Genomic DNA, 20,416 nt, shown 5'->3' on the forward strand with positions numbered 1-20,416 from the left:
TCCATTTCGATTATGAGAACATTACTCGCCACGATCCTGATTGCCGGACTGAGCCTGAGCCAGGCTCTAGCCCAGTCGGCTTCTAATTTCTCCGTCAAGTACATGGTTACGTATGACGCCAATAAGAAGCTGTATACCGCCTGGGTTATTCCAGAGTATAACACGCCGAACTCAAACAATGGTGATACGGAAGAAAAAGGGCTGACGGCGCAATTCACCCTGAAGGTACCGACCAACTTTCTGGTCTCAAATATCAAGGATGTACGGGGCAACTGGGAAAAAAGCCCGATCAAGATTGGTCGCCAAAAGGAGTTTGTTGCGCCAGGCATGAGCCCCTTTTACGAATACTACGTGATCGGAAAGTCGCCGAGCGAAACAAATTACGGTGAGTTCAAGGAAGGCGAGCCAGTAGCATTGTTTACTTTCACGGGCCAGAATGGTAATCCTGGCGACGTAACGGTACTGGAAAACAACGATGCATTTATCAAAATTGCGGATGATCGCATGTCCCTGAACGTAGCCAGTAGTTTTTACTCCCGCTCCGGTCAGACTGCCAATATGAACGCCCGGCCACTGGATCAATTTGCCCGGCCAACGACAATGAATACCGTGTTGACGGACATGGCGAAAAAGCTGGCGGCTTTGGCGCAGTTGAACGGCACATCAGAGAAACCCGAAGAAATGTCGGTCATTGCGTACCCCAATCCGGTAGCGGAAACGCTTAACGTGAAGTACTTTTCGCAGCAGGACGACGCGATTCGCCTGGAAATTGTCGATATGAAAGGCAACATTAACCAGACATCGACGCAGGAGCTGAAACGGGGCGTTAATACGTTTCGGCTCAACATGGACAAGGCGACCGGCGGGACATATATGTTGCGAACCGTTGTTGGGAACAAGATAATTAACCGGAAAATTGTCAAAGATTCGTAACCAATTTCACCATTTATAAACCCCGGCCCATTCGGTATTGTCGAATGGGCCTTTTTATTTGGCCCCTGAAATCGACGGAAACGCCTTATTTTCCTAAGGAACAGCCTTATCGTGATGGGTTAACCGACGTGAAAGTAAAGGCTTTTGATTCGGTCACCTGATTTCTTTGTAACTTTACAACCCGTTTACCTGGCTACAGGATTTAAACGGTAACAAGCCAACTGCAACGAGAGAATATGTCCTGGTTCGTCCGAAAAGATAAGGGTATTCAGACGCCGACCGAAATGAAGCGGGAAGCCCCCGACGGTCTTTGGTATCAGTGCCCGAATTGTAAAAAAATCATGCACACGCGGGAACACAAGCTAAATGCTTTTACCTGCGTTCACTGCAACTACCACGAGAAGGTAGGCTCGGAAGCCTATTTTTCGATTCTCTTCGACGACAACGAATTCACGGAACTGGACGCTGATATGATCTCGGGCGATCCGCTGAAGTTTGTCGATACGAAAGCCTACCCGAGCCGGATCAAGACAACGATTGACAAGACGGGTCTGAAAGACGCGGTTCGGACGGCGTATGGCCCGGTGCACGGTCAGACGGTCACCATGGCCGTGATGGATTTTAACTTCATCGGCGGGTCGATGGGGTCGGTAGTAGGGGAGAAGATTGCCCGCGCTATCGATCACGCTATCGCCAATAAAACGTCGTTCCTGATGGTTTCCCGTTCGGGTGGAGCCCGGATGATGGAAGCTGGTTTTTCGCTCATGCAGATGGCAAAGACCTCCGCTAAACTAGCGCTGTTGTCGGAAGCCAAACTGCCGTACGTATCCCTACTGACCGATCCGACTACGGGTGGCGTTACCGCTTCGTACGCGATGCTGGGCGACTTTAACATTGCCGAACCCGGCGCGTTGATCGGCTTTGCTGGTCCCCGCGTTATTCGGGAAACGATCGGTAAAGACTTGCCGAAAGGTTTCCAGAGCGCTGAATTTGTGCTGGAACATGGCTTCCTGGATTTCATCGTTGACCGCAAAGATCTCAAGGATAAACTAGCTACCCTGTTCCGGATGCTTCACTAATGCGGCTCGTCTCCCACCCTGTTCTCTGCAACTACTACGTAACATACCGCTGTAACGCCAGTTGTAGTTTCTGCGACATTTGGGAGCGTCCGTCCCCCTACGTTACCCTCGAAAACGCCCGTCAGAACCTGCGTGATCTGAAAAAGCTGGGCGTTCGGGTGGTTGATTTTACGGGTGGTGAACCGTTGCTGCATCGGCAATTACCCGAGCTACTCCAGGAAGCGAAGCAACTGGGACTAATTACGACGGTTACTACCAATGCCCTGCTCTACCCTAAACAGGCTGAGCAGCTGCGTGGATTGGTGGATATGCTGCATTTCTCGCTGGATTCGCCCATTGCTGAAGAGCACGACCAGTCGCGGGGTGTCAAATGTTTTGATAAAGTAATGGAGTCCATCCGGATTGCTCGCCAGTTAGGGGAGCGTCCGGATGTTTTGTTTACGGTCTTTGAGCATAACGTCCACCAGATTCGGCAGATGCACGAGGAAATCTGCCTGCCGAACGACCTGGTGCTCATTCTGAATCCGGTTTTTGAGTACAACGCCGTTGAAACCGGCGACCGGTTTTCGGAGGATGCGCTGCAAAAAATGAGTTGGTGGAGTCGGCAGAAGAATGTATATCTGAACGACGCATTCATTCAGCTCCGGCGCGATGGCGGAAACCACGTAACGGACCCCGTGTGCCGGGCGGGTAGTACGACCATCGTCATTTCGCCCGAAAACAAGCTCGTTCTCCCCTGCTACCATTTAGGGCTGAAAGAATACCCTATCGACAACGATCTGCACACGCTGTACCGCTCGGAGGAGGTGCAGAAACTTGTTGCGCTGGAAGGCCGTTTGCCTGCTTGTGAAGGCTGCGCCATTAACTGCTACATGCAGCCCTCATTTGCCGTTGAGATGAGCAAGTACTGGTGGAAAGCCCTGCCCAGTACGCTCAAATACAACTGGATGAAAGGCACCTGGAAGCAACTCCTCTAATTAGCGCTTAACTATTTTTTGTGTCAACGTGCGCTGCCCCACAGTCGCTCGGAGTAGGTATGTTCCTGCCGACAGATCGCCCATGCTGATCACCTGTTCATGCTGCCGGGATGCTTTCCCAAAATCAAGCTGATGGATCGTCCGACCACTGACGTTAATTAGTTGGATTGTAGCCTGGAGGGAGCGGGTGCTCTGAATGACCACTTGTAATCGATCGTCTACTGGATTGGGAAAGACGCTCAGCGATACGTCTTCGTCGTGGAACTCGGGCAGGGCGGTGACCAGGCTATTGCCAATGACGGCTGGTTCGTAGGCAGGCAAGGGCGTCGGTGTACCAGGGCGATCAACAACCAGCAAGATAATTTCTCCCAGCGTTCGACTAATCAGAATCCCTTGCCGGTACTCGTCCACGAACAGCGCAACGCTGTAGGCCCCCTGCCGCGTCGGTGCATCCCAGATCAACGAACCCGTAACAGGATTGAGCTTAAAAGTCCCCTGGCGGGTTAAATCATTCGGGAACTTGTAGGAACTGATGGTGGGAATTACGCTCGAGCAGGTATTTTGGTTAGGCTGAGCAATTGGCAGGGCTAGGCTGTAGGTCAAACTGTCACCGTCCGCGTCACTAGCGCGCAACTGAATTGTAGCGCGCTGGTTGACAGTCAGCGTATCGCGGCTAAATTCGGGTGATGGTGTTACGTTGACTAGGTTGCCAATGGAAACGATCGTTGATACTGAAAACAAAAGCTGATCGGCAGAAGGAATATTTTCGATAGGCGTTCGTCTAAGCGCGCTGCTCGAAAGCGTGTAGGTTCCGGGACCGGCGTACGTGTGGGTGATCTGATACGAGTTGATACTGATCGTTCGGTTAGACAGGTACTGGCGGCCGGTGCGAGTGACCATGGCGGACGTACCATCGCCGAAACAAATTTCCTGCACGTCACTGACGTCAGCAGCTGGCCTACCAGTTACTTCATCCATAAATAGAATGAGCGTCACCTGCTGCGCCAGGGCGTTGGCCGAAGTAGTTTGAGTACGGATGTAGCCTCCGCGCAAATGCGTAGCATAGGAGGGTTGCAGACCTACTAGCAGCAGACCTAGCCAAAGAAAAGGTTTCATGGTGTTTACGTTAAGGGGAATCCGGAATACACTACAATAACTACGGATGAAAATCTATCCGTATGTTGACTCATGAAGATTTATTAAGCGGTATGTATCTCACAGACAGCTTACTGCGTTTCGGTTTGACGCATAAAAAAAGCCTGCGATTTCGAACGGCAGGCTGACTACGATAAAGAAAAAGAGTTCTCGATTCGGCTAAGGAAGATCTGGGCAGGAGTCGGTTCGTCGGGTGTCGATGATGCTGAGAATGTACCATTTCTGCTCCATTTTTACTAGCGTAAACGTGTTAACACCGCAGTGACTTTTCTTGCCGTTATAATAAAAGACATACGGGGTCCAGGCGGTGGACAATAAGGGTTCCGTTTTGATGTCGTACGACGCCAGTCGTTCGTCTAAAGCGCCTGGTTTCTGTCGACCCACTGACGTAACGAATTTCGCGATGGGGTCTTCCTGGACCATCACTGTTTTCTTCATGCTAACGCTGGTCAGCGAAGAAGTGGGCAAAAAGACTGACTGCACCGTCGACGAGTCCGCTTTGCGCATTCCCGTAAACAGTTTATCAATGACCGCCCGGACAGCAGCCTCATCGGTTGACTGAGACAAGGCGGGAAACGAAAGTGACAGCAGGAGAAAAAGGAATAGGTGTTTCATGATGGGAATATCACTTAAGAAAGAAAACAGCCCAATCGGTTGACTGGGCTGTTTTCAATTGAAGAGAAAACTAGATGTACTGATTGATGATCATCTCGTACAGTTCCTGCTTGCCGCTGAGCTGTTTTGGCTCACCATTGTTCTGAGCGTACTCGCGCAGGTCTTCCAGCGTCAGCTCGCCTTTTTCGAAGCGGGCACCTTCCCCCGAATCGTAGCTGGCGTAGCGATCAGTCCGCATTTGCTTGTACTTCGATTTTCCCAGAATAGCTTCGGCGGCAATGGCAGCGCGGGCGAAGGTATCCATACCGCCGATGTGGGCGATGAAAATATCTTCGAGGTCGGTCGAATTCCGGCGCGTCTTCGCATCAAAATTTACCCCGCCTGATTTGAAACCACCCGCTTCCAGAATGACCAGCATGGCTTCGGTCAGTTCGTACACATCGACGGGGAACTGATCGGTATCCCAGCCGTTCTGGTAGTCACCCCGGTTCGCGTCGATACTACCCAGCATGTTGTTGTCAACCGCAACCTGCAGCTCGTGGGCAAACGTGTGATTAGCCAGCGTTGCGTGGTTAGTCTCAAGGTTGAGTTCGAAATCGTCCTGTAGACCAAATTTGTTCAGGAAGCCAACTACCGTAGCCGCATCGAAGTCGTACTGGTGCTTGGTGGGCTCCATTGGCTTCGGCTCAATGTAGAACGAACCCTTGAACCCCTGTTTGCGGGCGTAATCGCGGGATATTTGCAGGAACTTACCCAGGTGCTCCTGCTCCCGCTTCATGTTCGTGTTCAGCAGCGACATGTAGCCTTCGCGACCGCCCCAGAACGTATAACCCCGACCGCCCAGCTCGATGGTTGCGTCGATGGCATTTTTCACCTGCCAGCCGCCGTGGGCCAGAACGTGAAAATCTGGGTTCGTGCTGGCGCCGTTCATGTAACGCTCGTGCGAGAATAGATTGGCCGTTCCCCACAACAGCTTAACACCACTGGCCGCTTGTTTTTGCTTGGCGTAATCGACAATGGCCCGGAAGTTCTTTTCAAATTCGGCGTTGGATTTGCCTTCGGGGGCTACGTCCACATCGTGGAAGCAGTAATACTCCATCCCGATTTTGGTGATGAATTCGAAAGCAGCATCCATTTTCTCGTGGGCCGCGCCCAGCGCGTCGGCGTTGGCATCCCAGGGGAAATGCTTAACACCTGGTCCAAACGGATCTCCTCCTGTCCCACAGAAGGTGTGCCAGTAGGCCGTAGCAAACCGGAACAAATCTTTCATGGGCGTGCCCAGGATCGGACGATTCGCATCGTAAAATTTGAATGCCAGCGGATTGTCCGATTCACGGCCTTCGTATTGAATGGGTTTCTCGACAAACGGGAAATACGCTTTGTCGCCAAGGGTTAATTGAGCCATACTTGCTGGTTTTGGAACGAATAAGGTCCCAAAGGTCAGATACCTTTGGGACCTTGTCAACTACAGCAAGATAAATAAGCTGATTTACTACTGTTGGGGTAGAGTAATGTAAAATCCGTCCGGCTTTCTAAAAGGAGCTGGAACGACATACGTGTTGTTGTCTTTAACAACTTGCTGGAGAACTATCTCGGCTTCAGGTAACACCTGTACATCCGATGCCCAGAACTGCGTGTCGATATGAAATTCGTTCTTGAAGTCTTTGTCGGTCGACAGTGTCAGGTAATTTCGGAAGGTGAGCGGTGATTTTTCTTCGGAATAAGTAAAGGTGCTGACCGCGATAGGTTGTTTCCGGCTCGGGTTGACCTTGGATTTCTGCTGCGTAATATCCGGCTGGCCCCTCAAAATGAGATTTCCTTCTGGAAAAACGACAAAGTCCTTTTTCTCAATTTTCGTGTTAGGGGGAATAAAGCCAACAGGATCAGCTTTGGTGATGGTGCCGCTGAGGTTACTAACTGCGTAACGTCGGTATAGTCCAGAACTGTAAGATGTGCCTGATAGATTTACATCGGAGACGTCGTACCAGTAATCCATCTTGTTCTGGCCAATGATGAACGACGAGCGCTTCCAATCGACGTAAAGCGGCTGCTTGAGTTTGTTCACCAGCGTAATATGCATGAGGCCCCGGCTACTGGAAAAGTCGTAGGTGAGCGTCAACGTATCGTTGTCCAGGACTAGTCCTTGAGTTGGAACAGTCTGAACGTTGTTACCACGTAACGTAACGAGTTGGGCCTGAGGAGAGCAGGATGCCAGGGCAAGCAGGCACAGAAGGAGTAAAGAGAACGTTTTCATAGGCGTGTATCAGTTGACCGAAATATAGGCAATGAAACATTACTTTAATGTACATTCATTCGATTCTCGCCTGACAGACCATGAATCTAAAACGGATTGGTTTATAGATACTGAGTGCCATTTTGATAGATTGCCAGACACCCATCTGAGTCTATTTCTTCGTCTACTACGAAAGATTCGATAGTAGGTTTATGAATAGCAAGTAAGGTCACAATCTGATCATTAGCCAGATTGCCTGTTCCGCAACCAGATGATTTTGGGGGGATGCCCGTACAGTGCCGTCAGATTGTAAAGGTCTTCATCAAAGGTCACAACGGCATAGTTCTGCTGGCGACAAAATTCCCAGATGGCGCGGTCTTCCCTGTTATAAAGACCATTCTCCCGAACGCCCTCCACAACAGGAAAAACCTCTCTTAACTTCTTTACAACTCGGAATGAGATATTCTGGTCCAGAAGTAGCTTCATGCTGCGATACGAAGGTGGTTTTCCTTGTGCGCTGCAAAGGCTAGGCTGGCGTAAATGTCGTCGGTGGTTAGTTCCGGGAAATCGCTGATTATCTCATCCATTGTCATCCCCGATGTTAACCAGGCCAAAATGTCTCCTACGGCAATCCGCATACCACGAATACAAGGTTTACCCCCTCGCTTTCCGGGTTCAATGGTAATAATCTGGCGATAGTCTACCATAGTAAAAGTAAGTTTAACTAACAAGTTACAATTTCGATTCAAGTAGTTCCAGCCAGCTGTTGTAGGCATTGCGCGATGCTTCCTGCGCTCGCATGTCGGGCTCGATAGTTTTTGTCACGTTAAGGCCAATGAAGGCGTCCTGCTGATTCTTGTAATGACCCAAGCCAATGCCCGCGCCACGGGCGGCTCCTTGTGCACCATCTGTATTGTATAACTCGATGGTAGCCCCGGTCAGGTTAGCCATTGTGTCGCGGAAGAGTGGGCTCTGGAACATGTTAGCCTCTCCGGCGCGAATGGTCTGAACGCCTACACCCACGCTCTCCATAATCTGGATGCCGTAGTACAACGCAAATACGATACTTTCCTGGGCCGCCCGGATCAGGTGAGGCAGGCCGTGGCGCGTCAGTTGGATTCCGTGAAATGAAGCGCCCAGGTCTTTGTTCTCCAGCATGCGTTCGGCCCCGTTGCCAAAAGGCAGGCAGAGCAATCCTTCTGCGCCGATGGGAGCCTCGTGCGCCAACAGATTCATGTCATTATAACTAATCGACCGGCGTAAAATCTGGTTACGGAGCCAGCTATTCAGAATTCCCGTTCCGTTCACGCAGAGAAGAACACCGTAGCGGGGTGTTTCGGACGTGTGGCTAACGTGCAGGAACGTATTGACGCGCGATTTAGGATCATAGTCCAGTTTGTCGCTCACGCCGTACACCACGCCTGACGTACCAGCTGTCGCTGCAATCTGACCCGGTTCCAGTACGTTCAGCGACAGGGCGTTGTTGGGCTGGTCGCCTGCGCGGTACGTAACGAGTGTACCGGCCGCTAGTCCTAACTCAGCGGCTGCCGACGCGGTCAGTTCGCCTTGTGGAGCAAACGTAGGTTTTATATTCGCTAAGAGCGACTTGTCGAAACCGTAATAGTGAAGCAGGAATTCGGCGGGCTGACTCTCCTGAAAATCCCAGAGAACTCCTTCTGACAAGCCCGAAGCGGTGGTAACAACATCGCCCGTCATCCGCATCGCCAGATAATCGCCGGGAAGCATGAACTTGGCAACGTTGGCGTATACCCCTGGCTCATTCGCTTTTACCCAGGCGAGTTTGGCGGCCGTAAAATTGCCTGGTGAGTTCAACAAGTGCTGCAATGTCCGGTCATGGCCAAGGTCGTCGAATGCCTGATTGCCGAATGGAACGGCCCGGCTGTCGCACCAAATGATGGAGGGACGTAATACATTCTGTTGCTCATCGACCACGACCAGGCCGTGCATCTGATACGAAATACCGATTGCCTTTACGTCTTCGGGATTCACATTGGCCTGTTGCAGCACGGCTTTACTCGCCATACAGGCGTTCTTCCACCAATTTTCGGGCTGTTGTTCGGCAAAACCGGGTTTAGGCGCTTCGATAGCCATTTCGGTTTCGGGAAAGAAGGCTGAAGCAACGGCCACGCCGGTGTCAGCATTGACCAGACAAGCTTTTACAGAAGAACTACCCAGGTCGAAGCCAATAAAGAACATGCGGAAAGAGGTTTATAGAATTCACTGCGAAAGTACAACGAACGTTCGATAATCAGTAAGCGCGCCGAAATTGTCTCTTTGCGCTGTAACTTGCTGCGCTATGAATACGTTTTTCCGCCGGACGCTTCTTCTTGTTCTACTCAGTGGATACGCTACTGTTTGGGCCCAAACGGCACCAAACTGGGCAACCCAGTACTGGACCGCCCGCTGGATTGCGCATCCGACCGCGCCGGCTAAACAATACGGTATTTTTCATTTTCGAAAAGCGATCAATCTACCCCAGAAACCCGCTCGCTTTATCGTGCATGTCTCCGCCGATAACCGCTACCGATTGTTTGTGAACGGACAGCCCGTAGCCATGGGCCCCGCTCGGAGCGACATTCTGAACTGGAATTACGAAACACTGGACCTGGCACCGTACCTACAGGTCGGTCGTAACGTACTGGCCGCTCAGGTTTGGCACCTGGGCGAATCAGCTCCGTTTGCCCAGATGAGCTATCAGCTTGGGTTCATTATGCAGGGGGATGGCGAGACTGAAAAAGTAATCAATTCTGACGCGACCTGGAAAGCAGTACAGAACCAGGCCTATTCGCCAATCAAAAATGACAACGCCAAGCTTCATACGTACATCGTTGTGGGAGACGGCGATAAAGTTGATGCTTCTCAATATCCCTGGGGCTGGGAGCAAACCGCCTTTGACGATGCCGCCTGGGTAGCGGCAAAACCCCACTGGTTCAGGGCCAAGCCACGCGGGTTAGGAACCGATGGTAATTGGCAACTCGTCCCGCGAACTATTCCATTGATGGAGGCTTATCAGGAACGACTGGCAACCGTTCGCCGGGTAGAAAACGGAACGATGGACAATAGTTTTCTAACTGGTCGGTCGCCCGTTACGGTTCCTGCTAACCGAAAAGCCACTTTTCTGATTGATCAAGGTCATTTAACGAATGCCTATCCCGAACTAACGGTGAGCCAGGGCAAAGGGAGTGTGATTACGCTTACGTATGCTGAAGCCTTGGTTGATGCTGCCGGGAAAAAAGGCAATCGAAATGAAGTGAACGGACGGACGATACGTGGCTTCGATGATCAGTTTGTAGCCGATGGAGGCAATCAGCGCCAGTTCAGACCACTCTGGTTCCGTACCTATCGGTATTTACAACTGACCGTCGAAACAAAGGATCAGCCCTTGGTGCTGAACGATCTGGTTGGCCAGTATACGGGTTATCCATTTTCGGAAAAGGCAACGTTTGCGGCTAACGCCACTACACCGATAGCTACTACCGGAAGTGCTGCGGTGGCTACTTCCGTGGCGGGTAATTCTATGAAGGGCGACACTGCACTCCAGGCCATCTGGAAAGTAGGTTGGCGAACAGCTCGGCTGTGCGCGGGGGAAAATTATTTCGACTGTCCGTATTACGAGCAGCTTCAGTACGTGGGCGATACGCGGGTACAATCGCTGATTTCGTTATACGTAACGGGCGATGATCGACTGATGCGCAAAGCTATTCAGGACTTTGACCACAGCCGTTTTAATGACGGGCTGACGCAGAGTCGCTACCCCAGCGCCGACTTTCAGGTGATTCCTACGTTCTCACTGTTCTGGATCTGCATGGTGCACGATTACTGGATGCACCGGCAGGACGACGCCTTCGTGAAATCCATGCTGCCCGGTATACTGAGCGTCCTGAACTGGCACGAACAACGGCTGACAAAGTCGGGCATGAACGGACCGCTGGAGTGGTGGAATTTCGTTGACTGGTCGGCCTGGAAAAACGCCGGTGGCGAAACGGCCGGTGGTGTACCCGCCGGTGCGCGTGCCGGTGGGTCAAGCATCCTGACGCTACAGCAGGCCTATACGTATTTTCGGGCCGGGGATATATTAGCGCACTACGGGCAGAACGAACGGGCCGAATACTACCGCGATTTGGGCCGACGACTCAACAAAGCTGTCTACGAACAATGCTGGGTACCCAGTCGAGGTTTGTTTGCCGATACGCCCGCTAAAACGTCATTCAGTCAGCACGCCAATATACTGGCGGTCCTGACGGATGCTTTACCCACGGCCCAGCAAACGACTCTGCTACAGAAAGTCATGACCAACGTAGCGGCTGATTCTCTGACGCAGGCTACATTTTACTTCAAATTTTACCTATTCGAAGCGCTCAAAAAGACCGGCCTGGGTGATCAGTTGATTGCGCAGTTGAAACCCTGGCGTGACATGCTGGCGATAGGGTTGACGACCTTTGCCGAGAATCCAGAACCCACTCGGTCCGACTGCCATGCCTGGAGCGCATCGCCCCTCTACGAGTTGTTGTCAACTACTTGTGGAATCCGGCCCGCCGAGCCCGGATTCCGATCGGTACGCATCGAGCCGTTCCTGGGCGAACTGAACAGCGTTACCGGCAGTGTGCCACATCCTGCTGGTGATATTGCCGTGAAGTTTCAGAAAACGACCTCGGGCGGGCTGACGGGTATCGTTACGTTACCCGCCAGCATGACCGGTACCTTACGCTGGCGCGGTAAATCGCTCGCGTTGAAGGGCGGAGAGCAGACGATTAGTTTGTAGCGTTATCCCGCTTGGTGCCAATTTTGTACAGCAGAATGGCTAAAGCAGCAAAGGTGAGCGCCCCGAGTAGCATGTAACCTCCTTCGCCCAAAGTATTGGCCAGCGCCGGTTCTAACGTTAGGGAAGCCAGACCATTATAGACCGATTCGTTGACAGAGAGCAGCGCCACGGCAACTCCTGCTAGGGCTCCTCCGGCAACGAGCCCGGTAGCGAACAGATTTCCTTTGCCGAGATCTGCGTCTTCTTCGACGGTGTTTGTGCGTTTGGCCTGCCAGTCAACCAGCGATTTGACAAGCCCTCCGGCGAAGATGGGCAAGGTGGTCGATAAGGGTAGGTAGAGGCCTACTGCAAAGGCTAGGGCGCTAACGCCGACCAGCTCAAACACAAAGGCGATAAATGCGCCGACGAGCACAAACTGCCAGTCGAGGTTGAACGACAGAAGACCTTTGATCAGCGTAGCCATCAGCGTACCCTGGGGGGCCGGAAATTTGTCCGAGCCAATGGCGTGTGTAATACCCTGCGCCAGTAAGTCTGGTGTAGGCGTGTCAAGCACTTTAACGGTTGCCCCAATGACCAACGAAGAAACGATGACACCAATGAATAGCGCAATCTGCTGATAGCGGGGCGTCGCGCCGATCAGGTACCCCGTTTTGAGGTCCTGCGACGTAGCACCTGCATTAGCAGCCGCTACACAGATCATACTACCGACAACCAGTACGGCAGGTTCATACGCCTTCCCCGTTAGCCCAAAGCCAATAAAGACCAGCGACGTACCCATGATCGTGGCGATGGTCATTCCCGATACGGGTGAGGAACTGGAGCCAATCAGACCAACGATCCGGCTGGCGACGGTCACAAAGAAAAAACCGAACACGATCACCAAGATGGCAATCAGGAGTTTGGTCAGAAACGAGTCACCTGGTATCTGCGGAAGCAGGACCATTAGCCCTACCAGAATGATACTGCCGATAATCACGATCTTAACGCTTAAATCCTGCTCGGTACGGGGCACACGGCTGCTTTCGCTAAGCTTACTTTCGGTTTCAATCGCACCAATAGACGATGAACTAAAGCTCTGACGGAATGATGAAACGATGGTTGGAATTGTCTTTAACAGCGTCATAAATCCACCCGCCGTAACAGCTCCTGCGCCGATCTGCCGGATATAAGCCCGGTAGATGGCGGCAGCATTATCGGAAAAGGTATGTGTCGTCGGATTCCACCCTCCCGGTCCCCCCGCCTTTTGCAAATCGGTGAGATACCCTAATTTCTGAAGCTGCAAGGCAATGGTGTCGCCCGGAACGACTGAAGCCAGCAATGGAATCAATCCCAGCCAAGCCAGGATACCGCCACCCACCAATACGGCCGAGATGCGAAAGCCAATAATATACCCCACACCTAAGTATTCGGGCGTGATTTCACCCGCTACCTGCGCCGACGGAAAATACCGATTAGCCTGTTTCGTGGCCCATACGGGTACTTCGGCAACGATATGCAGCACTTTTTGCAGGACGGCGTATACCAGAGCTACACCCAGTCCCTGGTAAGCTGTTTTGGCGAAATTCCCGCCTTTCTCACCGGCGATCAGCACAGAGGCACAGGCCGTGCCCTCGGGGTAGGGGAGTGTACCGTGTTCCTGAACAATTAGCGACCGACGTAACGGAATCATCATCAGGGTACCGACTAAGCCACCCAGAATGGCGAGCGTCAGAATCGTCCAGTAATTAAAGAAATCGGCGCCGGTACCGTTGGTTAGAAAGAGAAACCCCGGCATGGTGAACACGACGCCCGAGGCAATACTCTCGCCTGCTGACCCCGTGGTCTGGATGATGTTATTTTCTAGAATGGTCGTGTTCAAAAACTTACGTCCCAGCGAGATAGCCAGTACTGCAATCGGGATGGAGGCTGATACCGAAAGTCCTGCTTTGAGCGATAGATACACAGTGGCTGCTCCAAACAGGACGCCAAAGACGGCACCCGTAATAATGGCTTTCAGGGTAAACTCGGCGGGGGCTTCAACAGCCGGAACAAATGGCTTATGAGCAGAAGCTGGTTGCATAGAATGACGATTTTGGCGAAAGTACGCGAAAAGGGTCGAAAACAGATGAGTTTGCATGTGTGAGCAATTCTTTCGCCCGCATCTCTTGACAACATCATCCGCTTGAACGTATGTTTGTCTTTCCGCAAGCGGGAGTAGCTCAGTTGGTAGAGCGGCAGCTTCCCAAGCTGCAGGCCGTGGGTTCGAGACCCATTTCCCGCTCAAGTGCAAATATTTAACAAAAGCGCTTATGGCAGTAGCCATAAGCGCTTTTTGCTTTTGTTGATCTGTGGTTGAAACAAATGTCTGCTTGCTTTATGATAATAATCTACGAAGCATATAGTGTTTTATTTGATCCCTACTAGCCATGAATTAAAGGTCATTAGACGTAAACAGTATGCTCAGGCAATGAGTGATCGATGGTAGGGCCCCGGCGGCATTGTATAGCCTATAGTTATATGAGTTAGATAACATTTGTATTATACGCTGGTTGTTGCAATATGACTAAAGCCACCCAGCAAAGTACCGCCCTTTCCCTAACTGATTCCAATGGCCGCGAGCTACTGGAAGCGACCCTCAACGATTACGTTTCATTCTTACGTCGTCAGCCAGCCATTTGTGGGAGCGCAGAGCAGCAGGAGGCTCTGATCAAGCATGTTGCTCAAGGACATGAGCTAATGAAACTGGTGGCCGCTGAACGGCTTAAGATCACCCGGCAGCTCGACCATCAAAAGCATGACTGGATGGAGCTTGAAAAGCAGCTAACTGCCCCGATCCTGTCGGCTATGCAACCACTAAAGGATGCTGTTGAGCACTACAACCGGGAGATGCTGCGAATCCGGGAGCATCAGCAAGCCGAAGCCGCTCAACAGGATGCCGCCGATCATGCCGATACTACCAACTGGCTGACTCCGAAGGTAGCTGTTATCGACAAGCCTAAAGGTGTGCAGATGCGCTGGACATTTGAAGTGATTGATCGTAACCAAATTCCGAATGGTTACTGGACCATTGACGAGGGAGCCATTAAAACTGCCATTGCGGAGGGAGTGCGGGAGATACCTGGGGTGCGTATCTACGAAGAAGCCGTCACGACATTTAGAAAGTAGAAAGCAACTGTGCCACCAACTGATAAGCAAAAATCTATCGCTAGGCGAATCGGCGAGTGGTCACAGCAATGCCCCCCAATTATTAATGAATGATTGTTCCTGTTTCCCGTGTCCAGCGCGCATTTCGTTTGCTTGACTGACTATTGGTGACTGAAAAGGTAGGTACGTAACTGCCCCGCTCGAGAACCGTACGCATCATGCTCACCTGATCCCGGGTAAAACTACGCCGGTGGTTTATATGATAGTCCATTACATAATCCGATACAAAAGCTGCCCGCTGGCAACTATATTTCAGCCCGTTTGCATCAACGTATGCTTCCAGATGCATGGGTACATCGGCAAATTGCCCAGTACCGTTACAGCTCAGCGAAAAAGTATGTCCCAGACCCAGAAAGTGGCCTATCTCATGGGCTATAGTCCCTCCGGCATTTGGTAGGACTTCGGGCGCTATGTATACCGCAGGAAGTTCAGGCTTGGACCAATCGGCCGTTTTTAAGTCAGCGCAGCTGGGTAGTGGACTACCTGTGGGTTGTAGTGTCGGGTAAAAGGCATAGGAATAGCCTACTGGGTAGCGCCGGTACCAATCAATCCCGATTACTACGTTGAGGTATTGACGAGGGCACCACTGGTGGAGCAGATCGCCAACGATACGTTGAGCCTGGCTGGCAGAATCTGGATTGGTAACGCTCAGGGGATGCAAGCCCGCGACGGCCAGTGGCTGGCCAGTTGGGTCCAGCGTAGCGGGGTAGAACTCGATATACGCGTCAGCCTGGTTAGGCGTGCTTGATGGTAACGACCGACGGAAGAGTTGATTGACATGGGCCAGCAGGGCGGCTGGGTCGACCTGATCAACCATTGCCTGGGGAACGTGCATGATAACCGGCAAGCGAACCAGGGGGTAGTTGATGGCTGGGCGAGCGGTCACTAATATGCCATTGGAAGGTACGCCTAAAAATGAGGCATACAACCGGTGATAACCGACTTGGCGGGTCGAATAGTAAGATGCGGTCGGTTGAGGTCGATCGTCGGCTAACAGTTGAAGGGAGGGATAGTCTGCCGGATCCAGTGGTTTGCCCTGTTTAGGAATCAGCTCATAACTCAGAGGGAGCTGACTGACTGAATCGGCATTGAGCAGAAGCATGGGGGCTTTAAGGATGACTTTCTGGAGATAATCAGCGGCCCGACTCACGGTAAGCACGAGTTGGTTATCGCTGGTTCGGTTTTTGACGCGGGCCGAGATGGTGTACTGGCCAGGGCTGGGAAAGACAAAGGTATTACCAGCGAACGGCTGACCATCGACCAGGAACTGAGGTGGCTCGGGTGGAGCGGTGAAGGCCTGATTCTGGTCGTAGTAATAAAGCTCCAAGCTTAGTTGGCGGTGCAGGGAGTCTTCCCAGAAATAAACCGGTTTGAGTGGCTTATTACCAGTTAGGACTAGTTGCAGCCTGGCTTTCTTCGACACCTCATCGGCTGGTGGTCGACAGGTCCAAACGGTCATTGCCAGTAGGGCAAGGCAGCATTGATTTAGCCGGATACGGTTGAGACAAGGCATGGACATGGATCTGTCAAATAACCTAGCAAAAAGAAACAAATCGACGTTGTCTACCTAGCTGCTGGTGAAAGGAAACAACTCTTATGAGGTAATGATCATCATTGTCGTTGATAGTGCTGTTTGATGAAGTTCTACTGACTTTATTTCGTCCAGCTTTCCATCATCTTAATATGCCGTTGGACAAGTAATCAGTGTCTGGTCGACTGCTAAGTATTGTTGCTGCACCGGCCGCCAAACTAGCGGCAGCAAGAGGTCATCAAGATGAGATGTACCAAACTATTCAACAGTGACGTATAACAAGAAGCAATAAACTACTTACTGTTGATTTTATTGATTATTTGGTAAATACTCAAGTATATATACTCTTATCTTTGCCCTTCTATCCATCTAATCCATAATGATTGTGCACAGAGTGAATTTACAGAAACGAGCAAATTCTATTCTATATCTATCCGGAAAAGGAAATTACACCAACGTTCATTTTGACGGCAAAAAGACAGAGCTATACTCGTTGACCTTGGCGCGATTTTGTGAAGATTTACCCGGTTTCATCCGCATTCACAAAGCCTATTTGGTTAATCCTCAATACATACAGGCCTATATTTTTTATCCTATTACACAGGCGCGTGTACTAGTAGGTGATACGTGGCTACCTATAAGTCGACGGCGAATACAGGAAGTGCGTACGCAGCTTACTCTTGCCTTATCCAATTGACAAGGGATAAGATACACTTTCTCAATTCGTCCACTGTACAGGGGTAGAGCAAACAATCAGTGATTCCCCATTCTATGTACTGATCGCGCTCTCCTTCCTGAATCGAGGAAGTAACCAGAAAGACAGGAACGCGTTGGGAGTTGGCTTGCTGTACAAAGCTTTTCAACCGATCTCTATCCTGTTCTAAAGGGAAAAGTTCTGCTTGTAAAATGAAAGCGGGTTTTTGGGAAAGTAAAGCACTCTTATCCCAAAATTCGTTAGCGCTTTTGAACCAATGTAAATTCAGGTCTTTAGCCCAGTTTTTGAAACCGTACTGCCAGAAGATGACATCATCTTCATCCTCATTTAAGAATGCTATCCAAGGGTTGGTGCTTTCCATTTTGCTGGTTAGGTGGCCTACTGGCTTAAAGTATTTATATGACGCAATTGTTTGGCTTTGTCACTGAGTGACAGGGTAGACGGAAGTATGTGATTCTTATTTGCAACAGAGCGTCATTTATGAATTTGCTCTGTATATTTGAGGTCTTTTGGCTACCGCCTAATCAACAACTACTTACTTAATGGATAGCTCACTACCGATTGTTTTTGTCGCTGATGACGATGAAGACGATCGTTATCTGTTGCGTTTATGCTTTACCCGGCACGCACCAGCCTATCGGTTACACTTCTCGGTAAATGGCAAAGAGTTACTAGCTGATCTGGCCAAGCAACTTGTAGTGCCTGGACTGCTATTGCTGGATTTGAACATGCCCTTTATGGGTGGTCTGGAAGCACTGGAAAGACTGCGCAGCACACCTCGGTATGCCACAATGCCGATTGTTATTTTGACTACCTCCAACAACCCGGATGATAAACGAAAAGCGCTGGCGCTAGGGGCGACAAATTTTATTACTAAGCCAATTAGCCAACCCGAACTGGCGAAGATAGTTGTTCAGCTATGCAATCAATGGCTGGACGGCAAAACCAATGATTGATAGTATTATTGGTTACGCATTCATTACGACTTTTTCGTAGCCAGGAAAATCACCTAGTAAATGGTGCTTAGGAGACTGAATAACTAAGCTCAATCCTTAATATGGGCAGTTGAGTGATTCAATTCGTTTTTAATCAACAACTATGTTACTCGGTGCAAGTAGCTCAACTACTCTGTTTACTTTATAGGTCGTTAGTTGCAACGTATTTTGGGTGTATCAAATGGCTCTGGGATTCCAGAGCTTTTTTGTATTAAGTAGATTCTGTAAACAAAACCTGTGTATTTACACTTATTTCTTGCGCGCCCGAAACTGGAGCGTTAATTAGGTGTGGTTTGGAAAGGGCTCTGGATTTTCCGGAGCACCTTTTTTGAACAAGACATAAGCAGTTAGAGGCATGAGTACCATTGTTGTACTAGTTGCTTTAGGATCATTACTTAAATAACTCACAAAGAGTAATAGAAATCGAGTCGTAATTTTTTTCGCAAGTCATTGACCAGTAGCATTAATAGTATGTTCACTGGCCAGCAAACAGGTTTCGATTTTCGGGACCTGTTTCTTTATAGTAGGCTTGCTCATCGCTCAAATTACGTGCGCTTTTAAAGATGAGTGTCATACACTTGGGGTAACGCAGCAAGAAAGATCATTGGGCAGATCTTGCCGAAACTTATCTCGATTTACCTAAACATGAGTAAAGTCGACCAAGCAGGTGACGAGTTGAGTACCGTAAAGCTCACTTCATTTAGTAGAAGCGGTATACGTTGTTATCTGGTGAATTCACTTGTTCGCTGTGTGTCATGCTATCCCGTTCGCTTGGATATATGGTCATTTTTGACCGTTCCCTCGCTGATTTTAACTGGGGACTCAATTTTGTAGTTGTTTACCACCCATTACGCTTACCGTCTAGTAAATAACTAGTAACCTAAAATCTAACAAACGGTTCCTTGCGTAATGTGTCGTAGACACACCTGATTAACGCAGCCCTCACTTTTCGATCAATCGGAGTGAGGGCTATTTTTTTGTGGTTGCCACTAGTCGCTCGACGTTAGGTGAGAAAGGCAATTATGGAACCTTACGTGGTGAAGGCTACCGGGTCTGGGCGTTGATTGCTGAACCCCTGCCACTTAATTCCCAGTAAGCAACTTGTCAAATAGACTAATTCTGGTCAGGCTTTGCCCGCATTTCGCAAATAACCTGCATTTGGGATATAGTGGAGCCGATTATTCAAGCGTTTTGATTGGGAAGTATCGGGCCATAGCCAGCATAAACACCGACATCAGTAAAAAGCCCAGCGCGGCTACCAGTTGTAGACCCCACCCCCCGGGAAAGTTTTGCAACGCCTTCACTAGATCATCCATGTTTCTGACCCAGTCAGGATTCTTGGTCCAGGCGCCCTTCAACAGATACCAGCCAGTGCCGGCCAAAGTAATTCCTAACGTAACAAAGCCGACCAGGCTACTAATCCTGAGAAAACCCCGTTTGACGGCGCTGGCGTTACCTATAGCCAAACTGTGACATACGCTGCCGGATAGCCCTTTGTAGATCTGTAATCCAGCCCAGGCTAAAAACAAACAGCCTACCAGAATAATCGCCCAATCTCCGCCCGGTAGTTGGAGCAGCTGGGTTACCCATAATCGCTTCTGGTTGTCTTCTCCGCTCCCTTGGCCAATCAGCAGCATAAGTGCCGTCCAGCCCAAACCGGCATAGGTGATAGCGCTCAGCAAATAGTTGAGTCGGTAAAGCCACCCCATCGGACCTTTTCCCTTCTTGTAAGGATCATTCCAGATTTCGACCAGCCGCCAGACGGTATGACCCGCCAGTGCTATGGCCATCAAAGCGATGAGGAATTTACCAAACGTATTCCCGGCGAAGTGTTCAAGAACCTGTTTACGGCTGGGATCAGGGCCCCGTGATCCTAGAGCCAGAGTAACAGTAAAAGTGGCAATGGCAGCGTAAAAGATGGCCTTAGCCACGTAGCTGCCCCTGGCCAGCCACTCCACACTTTGTAATGATTTAAGTTTAGCTTGCTGAGCAGTGATCATTGCTGTTAAGACTACCAATTAAGCCACATATGTAGCTATTGAAACTATCCTAATTTCTAACGGAGGCCAAGGTGAAAGGTTTAAGGATGCCATAGCCGGACCTACCATCTACTCAATTTTTGTCAATTGATAAGTAAACAAGACAGGCTATCTGCTTGCTACGTCTATGGTAAAGCGAAACGACTTATTTAACGTAAGAAATATCAGCTTAACGAAC

18 protein-coding genes and 1 tRNA gene are annotated in these 20,416 nt (G+C 50.3%); 8 read left to right on the top strand and 11 right to left on the bottom strand.

Features of this window, described 5'->3' with window-relative positions:
• Window positions 1–12: 12 nt before the first annotated feature.
• The 3 genes from ACYVAD_RS13990 to ACYVAD_RS14000 all read left to right on the top strand — a co-directional run bounded on the left by ACYVAD_RS13990 (window position 13) and on the right by ACYVAD_RS14000 (window position 2,989).
• On the top strand, window positions 13–933 hold the full coding sequence (locus ACYVAD_RS13990; protein WP_461140122.1) for a T9SS type A sorting domain-containing protein: 921 nt from the start codon (window positions 13–15) through the stop codon (window positions 931–933).
• A 236-nt stretch (window positions 934–1,169) separates the two neighbouring features.
• The gene (gene accD, locus ACYVAD_RS13995; RefSeq protein WP_461140123.1) at window positions 1,170–2,012 is read left to right on the top strand and encodes an acetyl-CoA carboxylase, carboxyltransferase subunit beta; all 843 of its coding nucleotides are present in this window, start codon (window positions 1,170–1,172) and stop codon (window positions 2,010–2,012) included.
• Entirely contained in the window at window positions 2,012–2,989 is a 978-nt protein-coding gene (locus ACYVAD_RS14000; protein ID WP_461140124.1) for a radical SAM protein, read from the top strand. Before accD ends, ACYVAD_RS14000 begins: the two co-directional genes overlap by 1 nt.
• Here ACYVAD_RS14000 and ACYVAD_RS14005 read toward each other — a convergent pair whose 3' ends face one another.
• The 7 genes from ACYVAD_RS14005 to ACYVAD_RS14035 all read right to left on the bottom strand — a co-directional run bounded on the left by ACYVAD_RS14005 (window position 2,990) and on the right by ACYVAD_RS14035 (window position 9,209).
• Window positions 2,990–4,105, bottom strand: coding sequence for a T9SS type A sorting domain-containing protein (locus ACYVAD_RS14005; protein WP_461140125.1), 1,116 nt, complete (start codon window positions 4,103–4,105; stop codon window positions 2,990–2,992).
• A 198-nt stretch (window positions 4,106–4,303) separates the two neighbouring features.
• The gene (locus tag ACYVAD_RS14010; RefSeq protein ID WP_461140126.1) at window positions 4,304–4,759 is read right to left on the bottom strand and encodes a hypothetical protein; all 456 of its coding nucleotides are present in this window, start codon (window positions 4,757–4,759) and stop codon (window positions 4,304–4,306) included.
• A 70-nt stretch (window positions 4,760–4,829) separates the two neighbouring features.
• Window positions 4,830–6,164 (bottom strand): xylose isomerase, encoded by a 1,335-nt coding sequence (gene xylA / locus ACYVAD_RS14015; protein ID WP_461140127.1) that lies wholly within the window; start codon window positions 6,162–6,164, stop codon window positions 4,830–4,832.
• Window positions 6,165–6,251: 87 nt separating this feature from the next.
• The gene (locus tag ACYVAD_RS14020; protein ID WP_461140128.1) at window positions 6,252–7,013 is read right to left on the bottom strand and encodes a hypothetical protein; all 762 of its coding nucleotides are present in this window, start codon (window positions 7,011–7,013) and stop codon (window positions 6,252–6,254) included.
• A 222-nt stretch (window positions 7,014–7,235) separates the two neighbouring features.
• Complete coding sequence (locus ACYVAD_RS14025; RefSeq protein WP_461140129.1) at window positions 7,236–7,478, bottom strand: DUF5615 family PIN-like protein; 243 nt, start codon at window positions 7,476–7,478, stop codon at window positions 7,236–7,238.
• Window positions 7,475–7,699: a DUF433 domain-containing protein gene (locus ACYVAD_RS14030; RefSeq protein ID WP_461140130.1), complete on the bottom strand. Its 225-nt coding sequence runs from the start codon at window positions 7,697–7,699 to the stop codon at window positions 7,475–7,477. Before ACYVAD_RS14030 ends, ACYVAD_RS14025 begins: the two co-directional genes overlap by 4 nt.
• Window positions 7,700–7,724: 25 nt before the next feature.
• The gene (locus ACYVAD_RS14035; RefSeq protein ID WP_461140131.1) at window positions 7,725–9,209 is read right to left on the bottom strand and encodes a xylulokinase; all 1,485 of its coding nucleotides are present in this window, start codon (window positions 9,207–9,209) and stop codon (window positions 7,725–7,727) included.
• 100 nt (window positions 9,210–9,309) lie between these two features.
• Here ACYVAD_RS14035 and ACYVAD_RS14040 point away from each other — a divergent pair, with 100 nt between their 5' ends.
• On the top strand, window positions 9,310–11,775 hold the full coding sequence (locus ACYVAD_RS14040) for a family 78 glycoside hydrolase catalytic domain (RefSeq protein ID WP_461140132.1): 2,466 nt from the start codon (window positions 9,310–9,312) through the stop codon (window positions 11,773–11,775).
• Here the strand turns inward: ACYVAD_RS14040 and ACYVAD_RS14045 are convergent.
• On the bottom strand, window positions 11,765–13,834 hold the full coding sequence (locus tag ACYVAD_RS14045; protein ID WP_461140133.1) for an OPT family oligopeptide transporter: 2,070 nt from the start codon (window positions 13,832–13,834) through the stop codon (window positions 11,765–11,767). The two genes, ACYVAD_RS14040 and ACYVAD_RS14045, sit on opposite strands and share 11 nt — an antisense overlap.
• Window positions 13,835–13,962: 128 nt before the next feature.
• On the opposite strand from ACYVAD_RS14045, the gene ACYVAD_RS14050 reads away from it, so the two are divergent.
• Both ACYVAD_RS14050 and ACYVAD_RS14055 read left to right on the top strand, forming a co-directional pair.
• Window positions 13,963–14,035, top strand: a tRNA-Gly gene (locus ACYVAD_RS14050).
• Between the two features lie 278 nt (window positions 14,036–14,313).
• Window positions 14,314–14,919 (top strand): hypothetical protein, encoded by a 606-nt coding sequence (locus tag ACYVAD_RS14055; protein WP_461140134.1) that lies wholly within the window; start codon window positions 14,314–14,316, stop codon window positions 14,917–14,919.
• 82 nt (window positions 14,920–15,001) lie between these two features.
• Here the strand turns inward: ACYVAD_RS14055 and ACYVAD_RS14060 are convergent, their stop codons facing one another.
• On the bottom strand, window positions 15,002–16,417 hold the full coding sequence (locus ACYVAD_RS14060) for a M43 family zinc metalloprotease (protein WP_461140135.1): 1,416 nt from the start codon (window positions 16,415–16,417) through the stop codon (window positions 15,002–15,004).
• A 451-nt stretch (window positions 16,418–16,868) separates the two neighbouring features.
• Here ACYVAD_RS14060 and ACYVAD_RS14065 point away from each other — a divergent pair, with 451 nt between their 5' ends.
• A complete protein-coding gene (locus ACYVAD_RS14065; RefSeq protein WP_461140136.1) occupies window positions 16,869–17,186 on the top strand; it encodes a LytR/AlgR family response regulator transcription factor in 318 nt (105 codons plus the stop codon).
• On the opposite strand, the gene ACYVAD_RS14070 is transcribed toward ACYVAD_RS14065, so the two are convergent.
• Window positions 17,164–17,565 (bottom strand): response regulator, encoded by a 402-nt coding sequence (locus ACYVAD_RS14070; protein WP_461140137.1) that lies wholly within the window; start codon window positions 17,563–17,565, stop codon window positions 17,164–17,166. The genes ACYVAD_RS14065 and ACYVAD_RS14070 overlap by 23 nt on opposite strands.
• Window positions 17,566–17,746: 181 nt before the next feature.
• Between ACYVAD_RS14070 and ACYVAD_RS14075 the strand changes: the two genes are divergently transcribed.
• Entirely contained in the window at window positions 17,747–18,160 is a 414-nt protein-coding gene (locus ACYVAD_RS14075) for a response regulator (protein WP_461140138.1), read from the top strand.
• Window positions 18,161–19,377: 1,217 nt separating this feature from the next.
• Here the strand turns inward: ACYVAD_RS14075 and ACYVAD_RS14080 are convergent.
• Window positions 19,378–20,199, bottom strand: a complete 822-nt coding sequence (locus ACYVAD_RS14080) for a DUF1206 domain-containing protein (RefSeq protein ID WP_461140139.1) — start codon at window positions 20,197–20,199, stop codon at window positions 19,378–19,380.
• Window positions 20,200–20,416 lie beyond the last annotated feature (217 nt).

Source organism: Spirosoma pomorum (assembly GCF_054776615.1).